12 protein-coding genes are annotated in these 17559 nt (G+C 39.8%); 7 read left to right on the plus strand and 5 right to left on the minus strand.

Translation table 11 applies throughout. The features are described from left to right. Positions 1 to 2 precede the first annotated feature (2 nt). Positions 3 to 347, minus strand: coding sequence for a DUF485 domain-containing protein (locus AC3WR0_RS12885; protein WP_492552689.1), 345 nt, complete (start codon positions 345 to 347; stop codon positions 3 to 5). A gap of 286 nt (positions 348 to 633) precedes the next feature. Here AC3WR0_RS12885 and AC3WR0_RS12890 point away from each other — a divergent pair, with 286 nt between their 5' ends. The 6 genes from AC3WR0_RS12890 (at position 634) to AC3WR0_RS12915 (ending at position 6866) form a co-directional block, all read left to right on the plus strand. Then, positions 634 to 1845 carry an MFS transporter gene (locus AC3WR0_RS12890; protein ID WP_492552690.1) on the plus strand — a complete coding sequence of 404 codons (1212 nt, stop codon included), beginning with the start codon at positions 634 to 636 and terminating at the stop codon, positions 1843 to 1845. A gap of 439 nt (positions 1846 to 2284) precedes the next feature. Then, the gene (locus AC3WR0_RS12895; RefSeq protein ID WP_027323567.1) at positions 2285 to 3451 is read left to right on the plus strand and encodes an ABC transporter substrate-binding protein; all 1167 of its coding nucleotides are present in this window, start codon (positions 2285 to 2287) and stop codon (positions 3449 to 3451) included. 88 nt (positions 3452 to 3539) lie between these two features. Continuing rightward, the gene (locus AC3WR0_RS12900; protein ID WP_027323566.1) at positions 3540 to 4418 is read left to right on the plus strand and encodes a branched-chain amino acid ABC transporter permease; all 879 of its coding nucleotides are present in this window, start codon (positions 3540 to 3542) and stop codon (positions 4416 to 4418) included. A 12-nt stretch (positions 4419 to 4430) separates the two neighbouring features. Further along, the gene (locus AC3WR0_RS12905; protein ID WP_027323565.1) at positions 4431 to 5405 is read left to right on the plus strand and encodes a branched-chain amino acid ABC transporter permease; all 975 of its coding nucleotides are present in this window, start codon (positions 4431 to 4433) and stop codon (positions 5403 to 5405) included. Then, entirely contained in the window at positions 5380 to 6159 is a 780-nt protein-coding gene (locus tag AC3WR0_RS12910; protein ID WP_492552691.1) for an ABC transporter ATP-binding protein, read from the plus strand. Before AC3WR0_RS12905 ends, AC3WR0_RS12910 begins: the two co-directional genes overlap by 26 nt. Beyond that, positions 6159 to 6866, plus strand: a complete 708-nt coding sequence (locus AC3WR0_RS12915; protein ID WP_492552692.1) for an ABC transporter ATP-binding protein — start codon at positions 6159 to 6161, stop codon at positions 6864 to 6866. Before AC3WR0_RS12910 ends, AC3WR0_RS12915 begins: the two co-directional genes overlap by 1 nt. A gap of 90 nt (positions 6867 to 6956) precedes the next feature. Here AC3WR0_RS12915 and AC3WR0_RS12920 read toward each other — a convergent pair whose 3' ends face one another. The 4 genes from AC3WR0_RS12920 to AC3WR0_RS12935 all read right to left on the minus strand — a co-directional run bounded on the left by AC3WR0_RS12920 (position 6957) and on the right by AC3WR0_RS12935 (position 12366). Next, a complete protein-coding gene (locus tag AC3WR0_RS12920; protein ID WP_492552693.1) occupies positions 6957 to 7700 on the minus strand; it encodes an amino acid ABC transporter ATP-binding protein in 744 nt (247 codons plus the stop codon). A gap of 11 nt (positions 7701 to 7711) precedes the next feature. After that, positions 7712 to 8377, minus strand: coding sequence for an amino acid ABC transporter permease (locus AC3WR0_RS12925; protein WP_492552694.1), 666 nt, complete (start codon positions 8375 to 8377; stop codon positions 7712 to 7714). A 58-nt stretch (positions 8378 to 8435) separates the two neighbouring features. Then, positions 8436 to 9218: a transporter substrate-binding domain-containing protein gene (locus tag AC3WR0_RS12930; RefSeq protein ID WP_492552695.1), complete on the minus strand. Its 783-nt coding sequence runs from the start codon at positions 9216 to 9218 to the stop codon at positions 8436 to 8438. A 1360-nt stretch (positions 9219 to 10578) separates the two neighbouring features. Next, a complete protein-coding gene (locus tag AC3WR0_RS12935; RefSeq protein WP_492552696.1) occupies positions 10579 to 12366 on the minus strand; it encodes a TIGR04190 family B12-binding domain/radical SAM domain protein in 1788 nt (595 codons plus the stop codon). Between the two features lie 502 nt (positions 12367 to 12868). On the opposite strand from AC3WR0_RS12935, the gene AC3WR0_RS12940 reads away from it, so the two are divergent. Further along, the gene (locus AC3WR0_RS12940; protein WP_492552697.1) at positions 12869 to 17353 is read left to right on the plus strand and encodes a glycoside hydrolase family 2 TIM barrel-domain containing protein; all 4485 of its coding nucleotides are present in this window, start codon (positions 12869 to 12871) and stop codon (positions 17351 to 17353) included. Positions 17354 to 17559: the final 206 nt, after the last annotated feature.

Raw genomic sequence — 17559 nt, forward strand, 5'->3', positions numbered from 1 at the left:
GACTAAACCCCTCTTCCTGTTTGTTTAACTTTTTCAACTAAATGATCAAATTTGACGGCTTTGTTCGTGTAAAGAATGCATAAGGCCCAAGTCATAATAAACTGGGCAAATCCAAACACCCATGCCCAGCTGACAGGCCCGAATGCAGGTTTATTTAATACGGTGGAGTAAGCGGTCAATACTGGTAATGTAAAGTAAAATACCAGGAAGAATAAAGTAAGCGGAAGGATAAATGCGCGTTTAACTTTTAGAAGCTCTTGAAACGGCTGTGACTTAACAATTTCAGTATAGTCTCTCGGAGATGATTCAAACAGGGAGTTGCTGAGGGATTCCTCTTTTACTGCCATTAAATTTCCTCCTTTAAAATATAAAGATAATTACAAGCATCATTATATATTTATCTGAATAGTTTGTAAAATTGGAAAATAGTACTTTTTTCGACATAGAACCAGCTGAGTATAACAACGGGAGATGAATTTTCCTTTCCATTAACAGAGCATAATACGAAAAAATAGAAGTATGACAAACAAGTATAATGACAAGTGTAAAGACACCTGATATGATAGTATAGTTAATACATATTAACTGAGAAAAGAGAGAAAATAACTAAATATATTTGGCAGGGGGTTCCTTATGAAGAAGGAAAACGAAATTTCCAACCGCAAATTGCTAGGAATTGCGGGCTTGGGCTGGATGTTTGATGCCTTGGATGTCGGCATGCTTTCATTTATTATTGCAGCGTTAAAAGTTGAATGGAATTTGTCGACAGAACAAATGGGCTGGATAGGAAGCGTAAATTCAATTGGCATGGCCGTAGGGGCATTAGTTTTTGGAGTAATGGCTGACAGAATTGGCCGAAAAAAGGTCTTTATTCTTACATTATTATTATTTTCATTAGGAAGCGGAGCGTCTGCTTTCACCTCTTCGCTTGCTATCTTTTTAGTGTTTCGCTTTATTATTGGAGCAGGCCTTGGAGGAGAACTTCCGGTTGCTTCTACACTTGTATCCGAAAGTGTACCGGCTGAGAAAAGGGGCCGTGTTGTTGTTTTGCTAGAAAGCTTTTGGGCTGGTGGCTGGCTGATTGCAGCCCTCATTTCCTACTTCATCATTCCGAAATTCGGCTGGCAAACAGCTTTGATTATAAGTGCTATACCTGCCATCTATGCGCTATATCTTCGCATGGGGCTTCCGGACTCACCACGTTTTTCGGCAGTTAAGAATAAAAATAAGATAACTGTATTAGAAAGCATTTCAAAGCTATGGTCAGGGGAATATGCCCGCCGTACATTAATGCTCTGGATTCTGTGGTTCTGTGTCGTGTTCTCTTACTATGGAATGTTTTTATGGCTTCCAAGTGTTATGGTCATGAAGGGATTCAGCTTAATTAAAGGCTTTCAGTATGTACTGATTATGACATTGGCGCAATTGCCAGGTTATTTTACAGCCGCTTGGTTTATTGAAAAGCTTGGCAGGAAGTTTGTCCTAGTGACTTATTTAATAGGTACGGCTTTGAGCGCTTACTTCTTTGGGACAGCAGAATCTAGTGCAATGTTAATGATCTCTGGTATCTTCTTGTCATTCTTTAATCTTGGAGCCTGGGGAGCACTATATGCATACACTCCGGAACAATATCCAACCAACATTAGGGGAAGCGGTGCTGGAATGGCGGCTGCCATTGGCCGTGTAGGCGGAATCCTTGGACCTCTTCTTGTAGGCTATATGGTTACACAAAAAGTAGATATTTCGTCCATATTCCTCATCTTTTGCGTAGCTATTTTGGTAGGAGCTGTAACAGTGGTTTTTCTCGGAACCGAAACTAAAAAACAAGAATTAGCTGAAGCTTAATTGGTTAAGTGAGGAGATGCCGAGGCATCTCCTTATTTAATTGGTCATCAACAGCGTTCGCGGACAAAGCGCAACCAAATCAGCAAGAATTTGTCCCTGGATCACGTCTTATGGACAAATATCATCGATACCAACCAAGATTTTTCCCTTCTCTATTATTAAATACTAATCGTATTAAAAAAACATTTTAAGCAATCGCTTTCCATCATGATTAGTTTCCTTATATAATTTTTCGATTGCCGAAAGATAATTTCCATTACGAGTATAGTAGAAAGTAGCTTTGGTCAAATTATATTAAAATATGTTAGGAAAGTACTAGACGAATAGGAAAATATTATGTACAATATTTTCAGAATATTATCTTTATTTAAAACAGTCCGATTAGGTTGAAAACACGGATTGTTTTATACCCGAAAAAATATAAATAGGGGGAAAAACCATGGGTAAAAAAAGGTTAACAGGGGTGTTAATGTCATTAGCACTTGCAGGAGGAGTATTGGCTGGTTGTAATTCTTCAGCTAGCGGCGGAGGTGGCAGCGATACTATCAAAATCGGTGCGAATCTTGAATTGTCAGGCGGAGTTGCTTCATACGGACAGTCCGCATCTGAAGGCTTGCAGCTTGCGGTTGAGGAAATCAATAAAAAAGGAATTGATGGCAAGAAGCTGAAGCTTATAAAGGTGGACAATAAATCAGACGCAGCTGAAGCAACAAACGCGGCAATTAAACTTGTCAGCCAGGATAAGGTTGCAGCAATCGTTGGTGCTGCCACAAGTACAAATACATTGGCACAGGTTCAGGTGGCTGATGATAATAAGGTAGTGCTTGTTACTCCAACCGGTACTAACCCGACAATTACAAATAAAGATGGAAAAGTAAATGAATATGTATTCAGAACCTGTTTTATCGATCCATTCCAGGGTACTGTAGCAGCAAATTTTGCTTCAAAAGAGCTTAATGTAAAATCAGCTGCAGTCCTGATCGACAGCTCAAGTGACTATGCAAAGGGGCTTGCAGCTGCGTTTAAAACATCCTTTAAGAAAAATGGCGGAAAAGTTGTTTCCCAGGAAGCATACGTTCAAAAAGATACAGACTTCCATGCCATTTTAACAAGAATCAAAGCCTCTAATCCGGAATTTATCTTCCTTCCTGGCTACTATGAAGAGGTGGGCCTAATCGTTAAGCAGGCAAGAGAGCTTGGCCTTGATGTTCCAATCATGGGAGGAGATGGATGGGATTCTCCAAAGCTTGTGGATATTGCAGGCAAAGAAGCTTTGAAAAATACCTATATTACTAACCACTATTCTTCAGGAGATAAGGATAAGAAGGTTCAGGACTTCGTTTCAGCATTCAAAAAGAAATATGGAAAATCACCGGATGCATTTAGTGCCCTCGGTTATGACTCAGGCTACTTTATTGCAGATGCCATTAAACGTGCGAAGAGCAGTGACCCTGAAAAAATTAAAGACGCACTTGCCAAGACTGATGGCCTAAGCCTTGTTTCCGGTAAGCTAAAGCTTGATAAGAATCATGACCCAATTAAATCAGCGGTTATTCTGGAATATGTAAACGGGGAACAAACCTTTAAAACAAAGGTAAATCCTTAATTTCATAAGAAAATGAATAGGGAGAACAGTCGTATCTCCCTATTCACTTTTTGATAAAAAGAAGGCCCTTTCGGAGGAGTGTGAAGAGATGGAATGGATACAGCAGCTCGTTAACGGGATTTCTCTTGGCAGTATATATGCACTAATTGCATTAGGTTACACCATGGTTTATGGAATTGTAAAACTTATAAACTTTGCTCACGGCGATGTTTTCATGGTAGGTTCATTCGTAGGTTTTTATTCGATTACTATTTTTCATCTGGGCTTTTTTCCAGCTTTGCTGATAAGTATGGTGGTTTGTGCTATATTCGGTGTTTTAGTCGAAAGAATTGCTTATAAACCACTAAGGAACGCAACCAGGATTGCGGCTTTAATTACAGCTATTGGTGTTTCCCTGCTGATCGAATATACAACAATTTATGCGCGCGGAGCGCAGCCGGAAGCATATCCTGATAATCTATTACCTTTTAAAAATGTTGAATTTTTTGGTGTAAAAATCAGCAGCCAATCCTTATTTATTTTAGCTATTTCCATATTGCTGATGGTTCTGCTCCAGTTTATTGTTCATAAAACGAAAATTGGCAAAGCAATGCGTGCCGTTTCTCATGATATGGATGCAGCAAGGCTTATGGGCATTAACGTTGATAATACCATTTCTGCAACGTTTGCGATTGGGTCTGCTCTTGCAGGTGCTGCAGGCGTTATTTTTGGAATGTACTATACAAAAATCGAACCGCTTATGGGAATTATCCCTGGTCTTAAGGCCTTTGTTGCGGCAGTCCTTGGTGGAATAGGAATTATCCCTGGTGCAATGGTCGGCGGACTGGTGCTTGGTGTTATTGAATCGCTGGTAAGTGCGAGCGGATATTCTTTATGGCGTGATGGAGCAGCCTTTGTGGTGCTAATTCTGATTTTGATTTTCCGCCCTTCAGGTATCTTTGGCAAAAACGTCAGGGAAAAGGTTTAAGGGGGAGAGACGATGAAAAAACTTACGCATGGAAAGGGTTTTTGGACAGCTATTGTTGTTGTTGCCATTTTATCTGCCCTTATTCAATTTTTGATTTCTGGCGGTACGCTGAACTCATTTTATGTTAATACAATTTTTTATATTGGAATTAATATTATTCTTGCAACCAGTCTCCATCTTATAATGGGAATCACAGGCCAGTTTTCGATAGGCCACGCTGGCTTCCTAGCGGTAGGTGCCTATGCATCCGCCATTATGACAATGAAGCTTGACCTCCCTTTCCCGGTAGCGATCCTTGCTGGCGGCATTGCGGCTGGAGTGGCAGGCCTTATCATTGGAATTCCGAGTCTTCGGCTAAAAGGAGACTATCTGGCAATTGCCACTTTAGGCTTCGGTGAAATAGTTCGGATAACCTTTTTGAACATTGATTATATTGGCGGTGCCAGTGGGATGCAGGTTCGCCATTTAACTACCTGGCCATGGCTTGTAGCCTGTGTGGTTCTTACTGTAGTAGTTATTACAAACTTTACGAATTCGACACACGGCCGTGCATGTATCTCTATTCGTGAAAATGAGATTGCAGCTGACGCAATGGGTATTAATACGACTTATTATAAAGTAGCGGCCTTTGTAATTGGTTCATTTTTTGCAGGCATTGCCGGAGCACTTTATGCTCATAACTTTTACATTATCCAGCCAACCAACTTTGGCTTCTTAAAATCATTTGATATCTTAATCTTTGTCGTGCTTGGCGGTCTGGGAAGTATGTCAGGTGCAGTTATTGCCGCCATATTGCTCACAATTATTTCAACATTCCTTCAGGATTATTCGGAAACCCGGATGATTATTTACAGTCTAGTCCTGATTATTATGATGCTTTACCGCCCTCAGGGACTGATGGGTACAAAGGAACTTACTTCACTCTTTAAACATCGCGGGACTGGAAAGGGAGGAATGCCAAATGACAACAAACAAACTATTGCTTAAGGTAAAAAAGGCAGGAATCCGGTTTGGCGGGCTGAAGGCCGTTTCCGACGTGAATTTAGAGTTGAAGCAGGGCGAGCTGGTTGGTTTAATCGGTCCGAACGGTGCAGGTAAAACTACCTTTTTTAACCTGCTGACTGGGGTTTATGTTCCTACCGAAGGAAGCATTGAATTAGACGGAGATAAACTAAATGGACTTGCTCCTTTTAAAATTACGAGAAAAGGGATTAGCCGAACGTTTCAGAACATCCGCCTGTTTGGAGAGCTGTCCGTTCTGGATAATGTTAAAGTTGCCTATCATTCTCGGGCAAGGCATTCGATTTTAAGTTCCATATTCCGCCTGCCACCTCATTTCTCAGGTGAAAAAGAAATGGAAGAAAAGGCAATTGAGTTTCTAAAGATTTTTAAACTTGAAGATTTCCTTCATGAAAAAGCAAAGAACCTTCCTTACGGACAGCAGCGCCGACTCGAGATTGCGAGGGCATTGGCTGCTAATCCGAAGCTGCTTCTTTTGGATGAGCCGGCAGCTGGTATGAATCCTCAGGAAACGCACGAACTGATGAATTTAATTTCTTTTATCCGGGAAAGGTTTTCCCTTACCGTTCTCCTGATTGAACATGACATGCTTCTAGTTATGGGTGTATGTGAAAGAATTTATGTTTTAGACCATGGTCAGCTGATTGCTCAAGGTACTCCGGAGGAAGTCCGGAATAACCCTAAGGTAATTGAAGCATACCTCGGTGAGGAGGTTTCATGATGCTGCAAATTAATGATATTAACGTTTATTATGGAAATATCCAGGCATTGAAGGGAGTTTCTCTTGAAATAAATGAAGGTGAAATTGTTACTCTGATTGGAGCCAATGGAGCGGGTAAAAGCACCCTGTTAAAAACCATTTCCGGATTGGCGAAGCCCAAGCAGGGCGACATTATCTTTGAAGGAAGTTCCATTTCCGGCAAGGTAGCACAGACTATTGTTAAAAAAGGTATATCTCACGTTCCGGAAGGCCGCCGGGTATTCTCGAATATGTCTGTTGAGGAAAACCTTGAGCTGGGAGCATATTTAAGGAAAGACAAGCAGGGAATCCGGGAAGACTTTTCGAAGGTCTATGATCTTTTTCCAAGACTTCTTGAACGCAAAAAGCAGCTGTCTGGAACCTTGTCAGGCGGGGAACAGCAAATGCTGGCAATGGGAAGGGCTTTGATGGCCCGCCCTCGCCTCCTTCTGCTTGACGAACCGTCAATGGGTCTTGCTCCTTTACTGGTGAAAACCATTTTTAGGATTATTGAGGAAATCAATAATACCGGAACAACAATCCTCCTGGTTGAACAAAACGCCAATATGGCTCTTTCCATTGCTTCAAGAGCATATGTTATTGAAACGGGAAAAATTGTTCTTTCCGGTACACCTGATGAGCTCAATCAAAGTGATCAAATTAAAAACGCCTACCTGGGTGGCCACTAGTCGCTGGGTGCTGTAGCTAGACAATAATCGAAGTCAAAACTAAATTAAACAAATAAAAGGGCCGGAAGCGATTCCGGCCCTTGTTCTGTATTATTTTAACTGGGTAGTACTTAGGAATTCCCTGGTTCGTTCTTCTTTAGGGTTTTCAAAGAATTCCTCTGGATGTCCTTTTTCAATAATCATGCCTTCATTCATATAAATGATCCAATCCGCAACCTCTCTGGCAAAGCCCATTTCATGGGTAACGACAACCATTGTCATTCCGTCTTCAGCCAGTTCCTTCATCGTTGCCAGTACTTCACCTACAAGCTCGGGGTCAAGAGCGGATGTGGGTTCATCAAACAACATAATATCCGGTTTCATCGCCAAGGCCCTGGCAATGGCCACACGCTGTTTTTGGCCTCCGGATAATTTACTTGGATAGACGTCAGCTTTGTCCCCCAGTCCAACCTTGGACAAAAGTACCTTAGCTTCCTCTATTGCTTCCTTTTTTGAAACCTTTTTGACATGGACCGGTGCTTCAATGATATTTTCCAATACAGTCATATGTGGAAAAAGATTAAAATGCTGAAATACCATTCCAACCTTTTGGCGGATCTCATTAATATCATGCGTACTTGGGGTAATCTCTTTCCCTTCAATAATAATGTTTCCATTATCCTTTTTTTCCAAAAAGTTAAGGCAGCGGAGAAGTGTACTTTTTCCGGATCCGCTGGCTCCAATAAGGCAAACAACATCACTTTCAAAGACTTCCAAATTTATATTTTTTAAAACATGCAAATCACCAAATGATTTATTTAAATTTTCAATTTTGATCATTTCTCTTGTGGTCATTCAAAATCCTCCTATCGGTCGCTGACTGCTAATCGATTTTCGAACATTCTTACAAGAATTGTCAGCAATGCCACGAGTACAAGATAATAAACTGCTACAATCAACAGGTAGGTCATTTCGTCAAAGTTATTTGATCCAAGTGTTGTTGCAACATTGAATAATTCGTTCATTGAGATAAAGGCAGCAAGTGATGAGTCTTTAAGGCCAATAATAAATTGGTTGCCAAGGGGCGGAAGTGCACGCCTGAACGCCTGAGGTAAAATAATCCGGCGCATAGCAAGTCCCTTCGACATACCTAGAGAACGGCCTGCTTCCATTTGTCCTTTATCAATTGATTGAATCGTTCCGCGGAAAATCTCTGCAATATACGCGCCGTTATGAAAGGCCAAGGCCAATGCAGCAGCCCAGAAGTCAGGGATGAGGAAAACTCCGCTAATACCAAAGTATAAAATAAAAATCTGTACAATTAGTGGTGTTCCTCGAACCAGATACACGTAGGCATCAGAAATAAAACTTAGAATTTTACTGCGTGAGAGTTTTAATAGGGCGAAAAATAATCCGATTATAATTCCAAACAAGATGGATACAGCAGTAAGCTTTAAAGTTAGCAGCATCGCATCGATGAACAGTCCCTTGTTGCTTACAAGAGTTTCAAAAAAGTGCGAAAAACTAGGCAATGTAACAACTTCCTTTCTATTTATCTATCAGATAGTTTCTATTGATTTAAAAGCTAATTTATTCTGGTTTAGTGGTAATGTCTTCACCAAAATATTTTTCGGAAATTCTGCTTAATGTGCCATTTTTGCGAAGATGTTCAAGAGCTTCATTTACCCGTTTCAGCAATTGAGGGTTGTCCTGGGAAATGACAACGGCCTGTTCACTTCGTTCAATTAATTGCTGCCCTTTTATCTTAAAACCTTCTTTTGCCGAGCTTTTACCCGTAACAAAGTCTGTAATAACGGCATCATGTCTTCCAATACTTAAGGCTTTCAAAGCGGTTATATCACTATCATACATTTTGATATTGCTTGTATACTTTTTTGCGGTATCTGCATAAGTTGAACCTTTTGCAACAGCCACTTCTTTCCCCTTTAGATCATCGACAGTCTTGATTTTGCTGTCTGGACGGGTGAAAATCTGCGGTCCTGAATAATAATAAGGAGTTGAGAAAAGGACGTGTTTTGCACGCAGCGGATTAATGGTGTGGCTGGCAACAGCTGCATCAGCCCGTCCAGTCTTAATCCCTTCAACTATGCCCTTAAATTTCATTCTCTTTTGAACCGGCTTTAAGCCTAGCTCTTTAGCGATTGCATTACCAACCTCGATATCAAATCCGGTCATGGAAAGGTCGTCATTTTTCACGTAACTGAAAGGCTTGAATTCACCTGAAGCTGAAAAAACAAATGTATCTTTATCAATCAGCTCTGTCCCATCGGCAAGTTTATCTTTTTGAGCGCATCCGGACAGTAAGCCAGTAATTAATAAGCCCAATACCAAAAGCAATAATCTCATTTTCATGCTTGGATAAATCTCCTCTCTAAATAGGTACATAGGTGTAATTACCCTTATTAACAGAAAAATAACCGAAAAATAAAAATTGGAAAGGAAGATTAATATTAGTAAAACGAATTTTAAAAAAGAGCTCTGTTAAATATGTTTGTTGACATCTGCTTCAGGAACTTGCTTTCCGCGGATTCGTAGCTTTGCGCCTGTCGGGTCTCCTTGACTGGTTTTTTTACGGAGGAATGCTTCCCCGAATTCAAACCGCACGAAGGAAAGCGATTTCCCTTCGTAGTTCCGGACCTTCCGTTCCAACCAACTATGAAAAATAAACCAAGAGCTTTACCATAATCTAAAAAATAAAAAGGAACCCGATTAGTAACGGGTTCTGTTACCTATCACAAAACTTAAAAATGTATATGAAAATGACCATTAATTTGTATGTGAATTTGATGGTCATTTTTTATTGATATAACACTGAAAATCACAAAAATAGGCGTTAAACTGTAGTCCAATTTGTATATCAAAATGTAGGATTACAGAGACTTCTGTTACCTTACATTTTAGACTGCAAAATGCTGTTTTTTTTATTAAAAAACCACGCTTTTCTTTGGTCTTGGCTCTGTTATTATTCATTTTTGATTTTCGTGTAGGTGAGAATTCATAGGCGGAGAATTTCCGGTTAATGTATAAAGAGGAAGAGTAAGAAGCAGATATAAGCGGAGATATTCCGGTTAACTGCTCTAAATAAGACAATATCCAAAGATATTGATCATATAACCGGAAAAACTCCCTTTATTTTTAAGGAAATATGGGTATTTCCCAAGATAAACGGAATTTTTCCGTTTATTTTCCAAAGAAATCCACATCCAGTTGTAACCGAGCCTTGACTTTAAAATGCTCAATACATTAGGTTTAACGGCACTTTGTAATGTTTTTACATAACAAAAAGCCCTGCATTTAGCAGGACAAAATGTATAACAAATAGGAGCACATTTTTAAATACATTTTTATAAAATGTGACAAGTATCCGACCCGTTACCCGATTAGGTTCCTTTTCCTTAATTGTTAAGAAAGTAAAAAGTTTTACCTTTTAAATTGTCTAGTTCCAGCGCCCAGCGAGTTTTCATCTCTGAAATGCTTCCTTGAGTATCTTGCATCAAGTATGACCTCTAGGTGAAACTTGGTGCAGCTAGTGTGTCCATCCCGCTTCTCCCTACGATAAGTCAACATCGAACTCAAGTGCTCCTGCGCCACAGCTTTTTCAAAGAAGCTTATGTTCAGCTCGTCGCAAAGCTTCATGTCGTCTATTCAGAGAAGCCGTTACAGGAAGCTTCCTCAGGTAGTTGCTTCGCTGAACTGGTGCTTGCGCTTTTCTTTATACATGCAATTTAACCTGGTGGCGTGACCGGGGGTGAATTTGTTTATTGACTTTTATTGCATAATCTTTATAAAGAAGTTCCAGTCCGACAAAAGCAAGGGAGAAAATATTGGCATAGTTTTTCTGTACTTCCCATTTCAATTCATTTTTACCGCATATGCTGTGCCGATTTAGTTCTTCTATTTCCTTTTTGATTTTCAAAAGCTCTTCCGAATGGTGCTCCGGTGAAAGGGATAGAAGCTGGTCAATTTTTTCAATGTACTCTATGGATCTTTGAATCTTAGAATCTATATCCAGATATCCTTCACGATCAATTAGTCTGTACTGCAGTTTAAACTTATTTAGTTTGCTGGCGGCATCATAGGTGGCGCTAACAATATCATCCCTGGTCATCTCATTTGTTTCATAGCTGAGCATATGTTTCCAGGAAGGCTGGGCAATGGCCGCACGGTGGTCTTCAAGTGTATAACAAAACCGTTTATAGCCGTATTTTTCAGGATTTTCAAAGGCAGGGCTGGCAGGATCGAGAAAGGGGGCGAGAGGGGCAACGAAATAAAATAGTCGTGAATCCTTATTGCAGTTTAGATGAATAGTTTCACAGAAATCAATATTTTCTAAAGCACTTTGATAGGTTTGCCCGGGAATTCCCACCATGAAAAAAAGATCAATTTTTTTACAGTCATGCTTTAAGGCGAAATTCAAAGTATCTATTACCTTATCATTTGTACAGTGGAACTTTCCGTTTAGCTTTCTCAGCTTTTCGTCATGTGTTTCGAGTGTAATCTCAATGCTATACTTGGGAACTGCTTCATGTAATTGCCTAAAAAACTCTTCATCTGCATATTGGAATAATTCAAATACGATTTCATTTTTGAGTTTCATATTTTTTAATAGCGAAAAAAATTCGTTTACATACTCTGGTCCGCCTTGGCGGATATCATGAAGAATGAAGATGGGTGCACGGCTGAAACGCTGAATAAACTGGATATCCTCAGCAAGCTTTGCGGGCGACCTTAATGCGAGAGACTTACGGCCGCAATTTTGCAAATAGGCTTCCTTCGATCCACCGCATATGAGACAGTTTTGTGTGCAGCCGCGTGCGGTCAGCAGTGCAGTGTTAGGATATTGAAGCCAGCCGTTATAGGGGAGAGGGTCAAGGAAATTTTTATATTTGAAGACGGATTTAATTGTATATCTGTACCCGGGAACATCAAGGTCATCTAAATTATCCGGAACATAAGTAAGGGGATTAAAACCTGGTTTATTGTCCTTTTTCCACGTAAGGTTGGGAATCTCTTCGTAGTGAGTTTCTCCTGTTTCAAGCTTATTTAATAATAGAAGCATAAGCTTCTCAGTCGAATCTCCTCTCATGACAAAGTCAATAAAGGGATATTCTATTAATTCCTTGTGGTAATAGGTAGCGGACAGGCCACCAAAAATCACAGGGGTTTCAGGATGGAGTTTTTTAATAATCCTGGCAATTTCAATACTGCCATGCGCATGGGGAAGCCAATGAAGATCAATCCCAAACGCTTTGGTTTTAATCTTTTTTAACTTTTTTTCAACATCGAAATTCTGATTCATCAGCATTCGATTTGCAAGGTTGATAATTTTTACACGGAGACCGTAGCGTTCAAGATAATCGGCAATGCTTGTTATTCCTATTGGATACATCTCAAAAACAGGAGATGAGGGAACCACATCACTTATAGGACCAGCAAGTAATGAATTTTTTCTAAAATCATAGACGCTTGGAGCATGCAGAAAAACGAGGTCATACATCATTAGGCATTTCTCCTTCGAACAGCATTTTTTAATGCCCTATGTGTTTATATATGTTTAAAATTGAATGTCCGATTTTAAATTGTAAAAGAGTTCAGATAAAAGACAAAAAGAATATGTGAGTATATTCACATATGTTTTTGCGAAAATAGTTCTTTCGCATTATTTATTTTACAGTAAATAAATCCAAAAAAAGTGACATTTGAATGACAATTCCTGTTTTGCTTATTCTGTTCTCTAAATAATAATTAGGAAAATATATACAAAATTGTATTACTGATTTTTATTAATGGATACATTTCAATTTACTTTCCAACCTAATACCTAGTAAATAGCAATTTTTAAAAGGGATGTCATTTTATAATTAGATAATTTTTCCTGTATTTATATAAATAGGAAAAACAGCCCAAGGAAAAATACTTCTAGAGACGAAATAAATCTATATAAAATGCCAGGAGGAGGGAAGGGGATTTTTATTAATTGTGAAATACAAGGAGGGGTTAACTTGAAAAGGAAATTTCGAAAAAGGAAATGGGCATCTTTAGCCGCATCTACCATATTACTCTTGAGTTTATCAAATTTGAAAGGGTTTGCAGAAACGGATTTTTCTAATGAAGAATGGAATAACCATCCCGAAATCTTCCAAGTGAACAGGGAACCGGTACATGCGACCTTAATGCCTTACAATGATGAAAAGTCAGCGCTGGTTGGGAATAGGGAAAAATCCGAACGATATAAAACCTTAAATGGTAAATGGCGATTTAACTTGGTTAAAAATCCTTCTTTACGCCCAAATGATTTTTATAAAGACGATTTTGATGTTACCTCGTGGGATAAGATTGATGTACCAAGCAACTGGGAAGTAAAGGGCTATGACCACCCAATTTATACCAATATTACTTATCCTTGGACTGGGGTTGAAAAACCAGTACCGCCTGCCGTTCCTACTATAGATAATCCAGTTGGTTCTTACAAACGGACATTTACAGTACCTGGCAACTGGAAGGGTGACAAAGTTTTTATTTCTTTCCAGGGGGTAAGCTCCGCTTTTTATTTATGGGTCAATGGAAAAAAGGTAGGATACAGCGAAGACAGTTTTGCTCCAAAGGACTTTGATATTACCGAATATATTAAAAAAGGCGAGAATTCCATTGCCGTTCAAGTTTATAGATGGTCAGATGGAAGCTGGCTGGAAGACCAGGATATGATTAGGCTGAGCGGTATCTTCCGTGATGTCTACCTCTATTCAACACCATCTGTACATGTACGGGATTATAAGGTCGAAACAAATTTAGATGACCAGTACAAAGATGCTGAGTTAAGTGTAAAAACAAAAATCCATAATTACCAAAAAGATAACTCAAAGCCTGTTTCAGTAGAGGCGAAGTTGTATGATGCTAATAATAAGCCCATTTTAAAGGAACCCATAACAAAAGAAGTTCAGTTTAATGGAAAAGAGGAAGCCGAAGTTAATCTTGAACAGGCTATTAGTAACCCTTTAAAATGGTCGGCTGAGCAGCCAAACCTTTATAAGCTTGTTATCAGCCTAAAAGACAGTAATGGAAAACTCCTTGAAACAGAAAGTTCTAAAGTTGGTTTTAGAGAGTTTGAATTGAAAAATGGACAAATGTTGATTAATGGCAAACCAATTGTGTTTAAAGGGGTTAATCGCCATGAAATTGATCCGGACAATGGTAAAACAATTTCCATGGAAAGTATGATACAGGATGTTAAATTAATGAAACAGTTTAATATCAATGCCGTTCGTACTTCTCACTATCCAAATGATCAAAGATGGCTTGATTTAGCGGACGAATATGGTCTTTATTTAATTGACGAGGCAGACTTGGAATCACACGGGGCGAATGGAATTCTTCCTAAGAGTGATCCAAAGTGGCTCCCAACATCGATTGACCGAATCCAGAGTACAGTGGAGAGGGATAAAAACCATCCATCTGTTATGCTATGGTCTCTTGGAAATGAGGCTGGCAGTGGAGATACCTTTAAGAAAATGGCAGATTGGGTACATCAGAATGACCCAACCCGTCTTGTTCATTATGAAGGGGATAATCGCTGGACTGATGTTGAAAGCCATATGTATCCTTCTGTAGGTTCCGTAGAATCATACGGGAAATCGGGCAATCAAAAGCCTTATATTCTTTGTGAATATGCACATGCCATGGGTAATAGTGTGGGAAACCTCTATCAATACTGGGATGTAATAGATAAGTACCCAAATTTACAAGGTGGCTTCATTTGGGATTGGGTGGACCAAGGGTTAAGGACACCAACTCCGAAGAAAATAACAGTAGCGGACCTGAGCAACTCTGCCCTTACAGGCAAGGTTTATGGACAAATACTAGACGATAATGGAAGCAAGGCTTTAAAAGGATATGTAACCTTCCCTGATAATTCAAACCTGAACATAACAGGTAAGGAATTAACGCTGGAGACGTGGGTGAAGCCTCAGCCAACGAATACTTTCAGTCCGTTTATATCAAAAGGTGATACTCAATTTGCCCTTCAGCAAAATGGACAAAACCTCGAATTTTTTATCTACAGTAAGTCCTTGAGCAATCCATGGGTGACTGCCAGTGCTCCAGTTCCAGCTGACTGGAATGATAAGTGGCACCATATTGCTGGGGTCTATGATGGCAGCTCATTGAAGCTCTATGTGGATGGAAAAGTATTAGCGGAAAAGTCATTTACAGGCGATATTACGGAAAATAAATATCCTGTGAATATTGGGAAAAATGCTGAAAAAACTGACAGGGTAACCAATGCTGCGCTTGATAATGTCCATATTTACAATCGGGCCCTATCCGCTGAGGAACTAGCAAATGAAACCCGCCAGCCAGAGGCGCATTCTGTATTATGGGTGAATTTTGAGAAATATCAGGAAGAAAATTATGACCAGAAAGAATATTTTGCATACGGCGGCGATTGGGGAGATGTACCAAATGACGGGAACTTCTCGATGAATGGCCTTGTCTTCCCAGACAGAACGATTCAGCCGGAATTGTATGAGGTTAAGCAGGTATATCAAAGCATCAAAACGGCTCCTGTAGATCTGCTTAAAGGGGAAATAAAACTTACCAATCAATATTTATTTACTAATCTATCATCCTTTAATGGAACATGGGAATTGAAGGCTGATGACAAGGTTATCCAAAAAGGGAAAATTGATAATCTGGATGTTGAACCGCTTCAGAGTAAAACAATCCAGCTTCCGATTGAACATCCAAAGCTTGAAGCGGGTAAAGAATATTGGTTAAATGTAAGCTTTACATTACCAGAAGATACACTATGGGCTGATAAAGGCCATGAAGTTGCAAAGGAGCAATTTAAGGTTCCATATAATAATGAAGCATTAGCGCCTTTAAATTTATCCGAAATGCCAGATGTAGGAGTAAAGGAATCGGATAAGGATGTTTCCGTCAAAGGAAAGGATTTCGAGGTTAAATTTGATAAAGAATTGGGTACACTCTCCTCGTTTAAATATCAGGATAAAAACCTGCTTACAGCGGGTCCCGCTCCGGACTTTTGGAGGGCGCCAAATGATAATGATAAAGGCAATGGAATGCCGTCTCGGACAGCAACCTGGCGGAAAGCTGGTGAAAATCGAAAAATTGTTGATGTATCAGTTAACAAATTAGGTGAAAAGGCTGTTCAAGTAAAAGTGAATGCCACACTGCCAACTACAAATGAATCAAAATATCAGGCAACCTATACCATTTATGGAAGTGGAGATGTGGAGGTTAAAAGCACACTCCTGCCAGGCAAAAATCTTCCTGAGATACCGGCGGTAGGCATGGAAATGAGACTGCCAAAAGAATATGAAAATATCAGCTGGTACGGACGCGGGCCTCAGGAGAATTATTGGGACCGGCAAACAGGCGCTGATGTAGGTTTATACAAAGGAACTGTTGACGGGCAATTTGTTCCCTATGAGGAGCCATCTGAAACGGGAAATAAAACGGATGTCCGTTGGGTCACCTTAACGAATAATGAAGGAACAGGTCTAATGGCAACAGGTTATCCATTTATGGAAGTCAATGCGCTGCATTATGCAGAGAAAGACCTGGATAGTGTTGCACACCCATATGAACTTACCAAAATTGATGATGTTATCCTTACATTGAATGACAAGCAAATGGGAGTCGGCGGAGATAACAGCTGGGGTGCAAGGACACATCCGGAGTTTACTCTTTATGCTAACCATCCGTATTCCTATAGTTACCGTCTCCGTCCCATCTCTAAAGAAATGGGCAATCCAATGGATGTAAGTAAACAGGTTGTTTCGGATGACTTAGTCAAGGAAATCAAGGTTGATGGAAAACCATTACCTGGCTTCACCTCTGAGGTTACTGACTATTCTTATTCCGTTTTAAAAGGAAGCACAGCCAGTGTGCCACAGGTAGATGCAGCAGCGGCTAATTCTAATGTAAATATAAAGGTTACACAAGCAAATGATTTTGACGGGACGGCCGTTGTGAAAGCTCAATCAAAGGATGGGTTATTGTCAAAAGAGTATCAAATCCATTTTAGTGTCAACGGACAGATCTCCTTAAGTGACCTTGACTGGAAGAGCGGAACAACCGGGTGGGCATCCATACAAAAAGATAAATCAGTTGATGGCAATGCCTTAAGTTTGGCAACTGATTCAGGAGTCAGAACATTTGACAAAGGTATTGGCACACATGCTAATTCCGAAATTGTATATGACCTTTCGGGAAAAGGTTTTACAAGCTTTCAGTCCTACGTAGGAGTTGACCATGAGGTTGGTGGAAATGGAACAATCTCGTTCCAGGTACTCCTAGACGGTCAGAAGATTTTTGACAGTGGCAGAATGACTGGATCCACTCCAGCAAAACTGGTCGATGCAGATGTTACTGGAAAGCAGGAACTAAAATTAATTGTCACAGATGTCGGTGATGGAAACTCTATGGACCACGCTGACTGGGCAGATGCAAAGTTAACAATTAAATAATTAAAAGGGAGAATGGTGATCAGCCATTCTCCTTTTTATATCCATAAACTATAGCTCCCCACGCCTAAAGGCTAGGCAATTACCGAGTTAATTTTAAATATTACATCCAAAGTACTATCAAGGATATTCCGTTTGCTGAATAGAAAAGCAAGCTGCAGTTTGTGATAATAAAAGAAACAAACCAAATTAGGTTTGTCCCAGTATTG

The sequence above is a fragment of the Neobacillus sp. FW104-15D2 genome, from assembly GCF_058790155.1.

Bases quoted from the DNA above. Each gene is read 5' to 3' on its own strand.
- AC3WR0_RS12920 (WP_492552693.1), bottom strand. From the start codon at position 7,700: ATGACCACAAGAGAAATGATCAAAATTGAAAATTTAAATAAATCATTT.
- AC3WR0_RS12910 (WP_492552691.1), top strand. From the start codon at position 5,380: ATGACAACAAACAAACTATTGCTTAAGGTAAAAAAGGCAGGAATCCGG.
- AC3WR0_RS12885 (WP_492552689.1), bottom strand. From the start codon at position 347: ATGGCAGTAAAAGAGGAATCCCTCAGCAACTCCCTGTTTGAATCATCT.
- AC3WR0_RS12915 (WP_492552692.1), top strand. From the start codon at position 6,159: ATGCTGCAAATTAATGATATTAACGTTTATTATGGAAATATCCAGGCA.
- AC3WR0_RS12890 (WP_492552690.1), top strand. From the start codon at position 634: ATGAAGAAGGAAAACGAAATTTCCAACCGCAAATTGCTAGGAATTGCG.
- AC3WR0_RS12930 (WP_492552695.1), bottom strand. From the start codon at position 9,218: ATGAAAATGAGATTATTGCTTTTGGTATTGGGCTTATTAATTACTGGC.
- AC3WR0_RS12905 (WP_027323565.1), top strand. From the start codon at position 4,431: ATGAAAAAACTTACGCATGGAAAGGGTTTTTGGACAGCTATTGTTGTT.
- AC3WR0_RS12935 (WP_492552696.1), bottom strand. From the start codon at position 12,366: ATGATGTATGACCTCGTTTTTCTGCATGCTCCAAGCGTCTATGATTTT.
- AC3WR0_RS12895 (WP_027323567.1), top strand. From the start codon at position 2,285: ATGGGTAAAAAAAGGTTAACAGGGGTGTTAATGTCATTAGCACTTGCA.
- AC3WR0_RS12900 (WP_027323566.1), top strand. From the start codon at position 3,540: ATGGAATGGATACAGCAGCTCGTTAACGGGATTTCTCTTGGCAGTATA.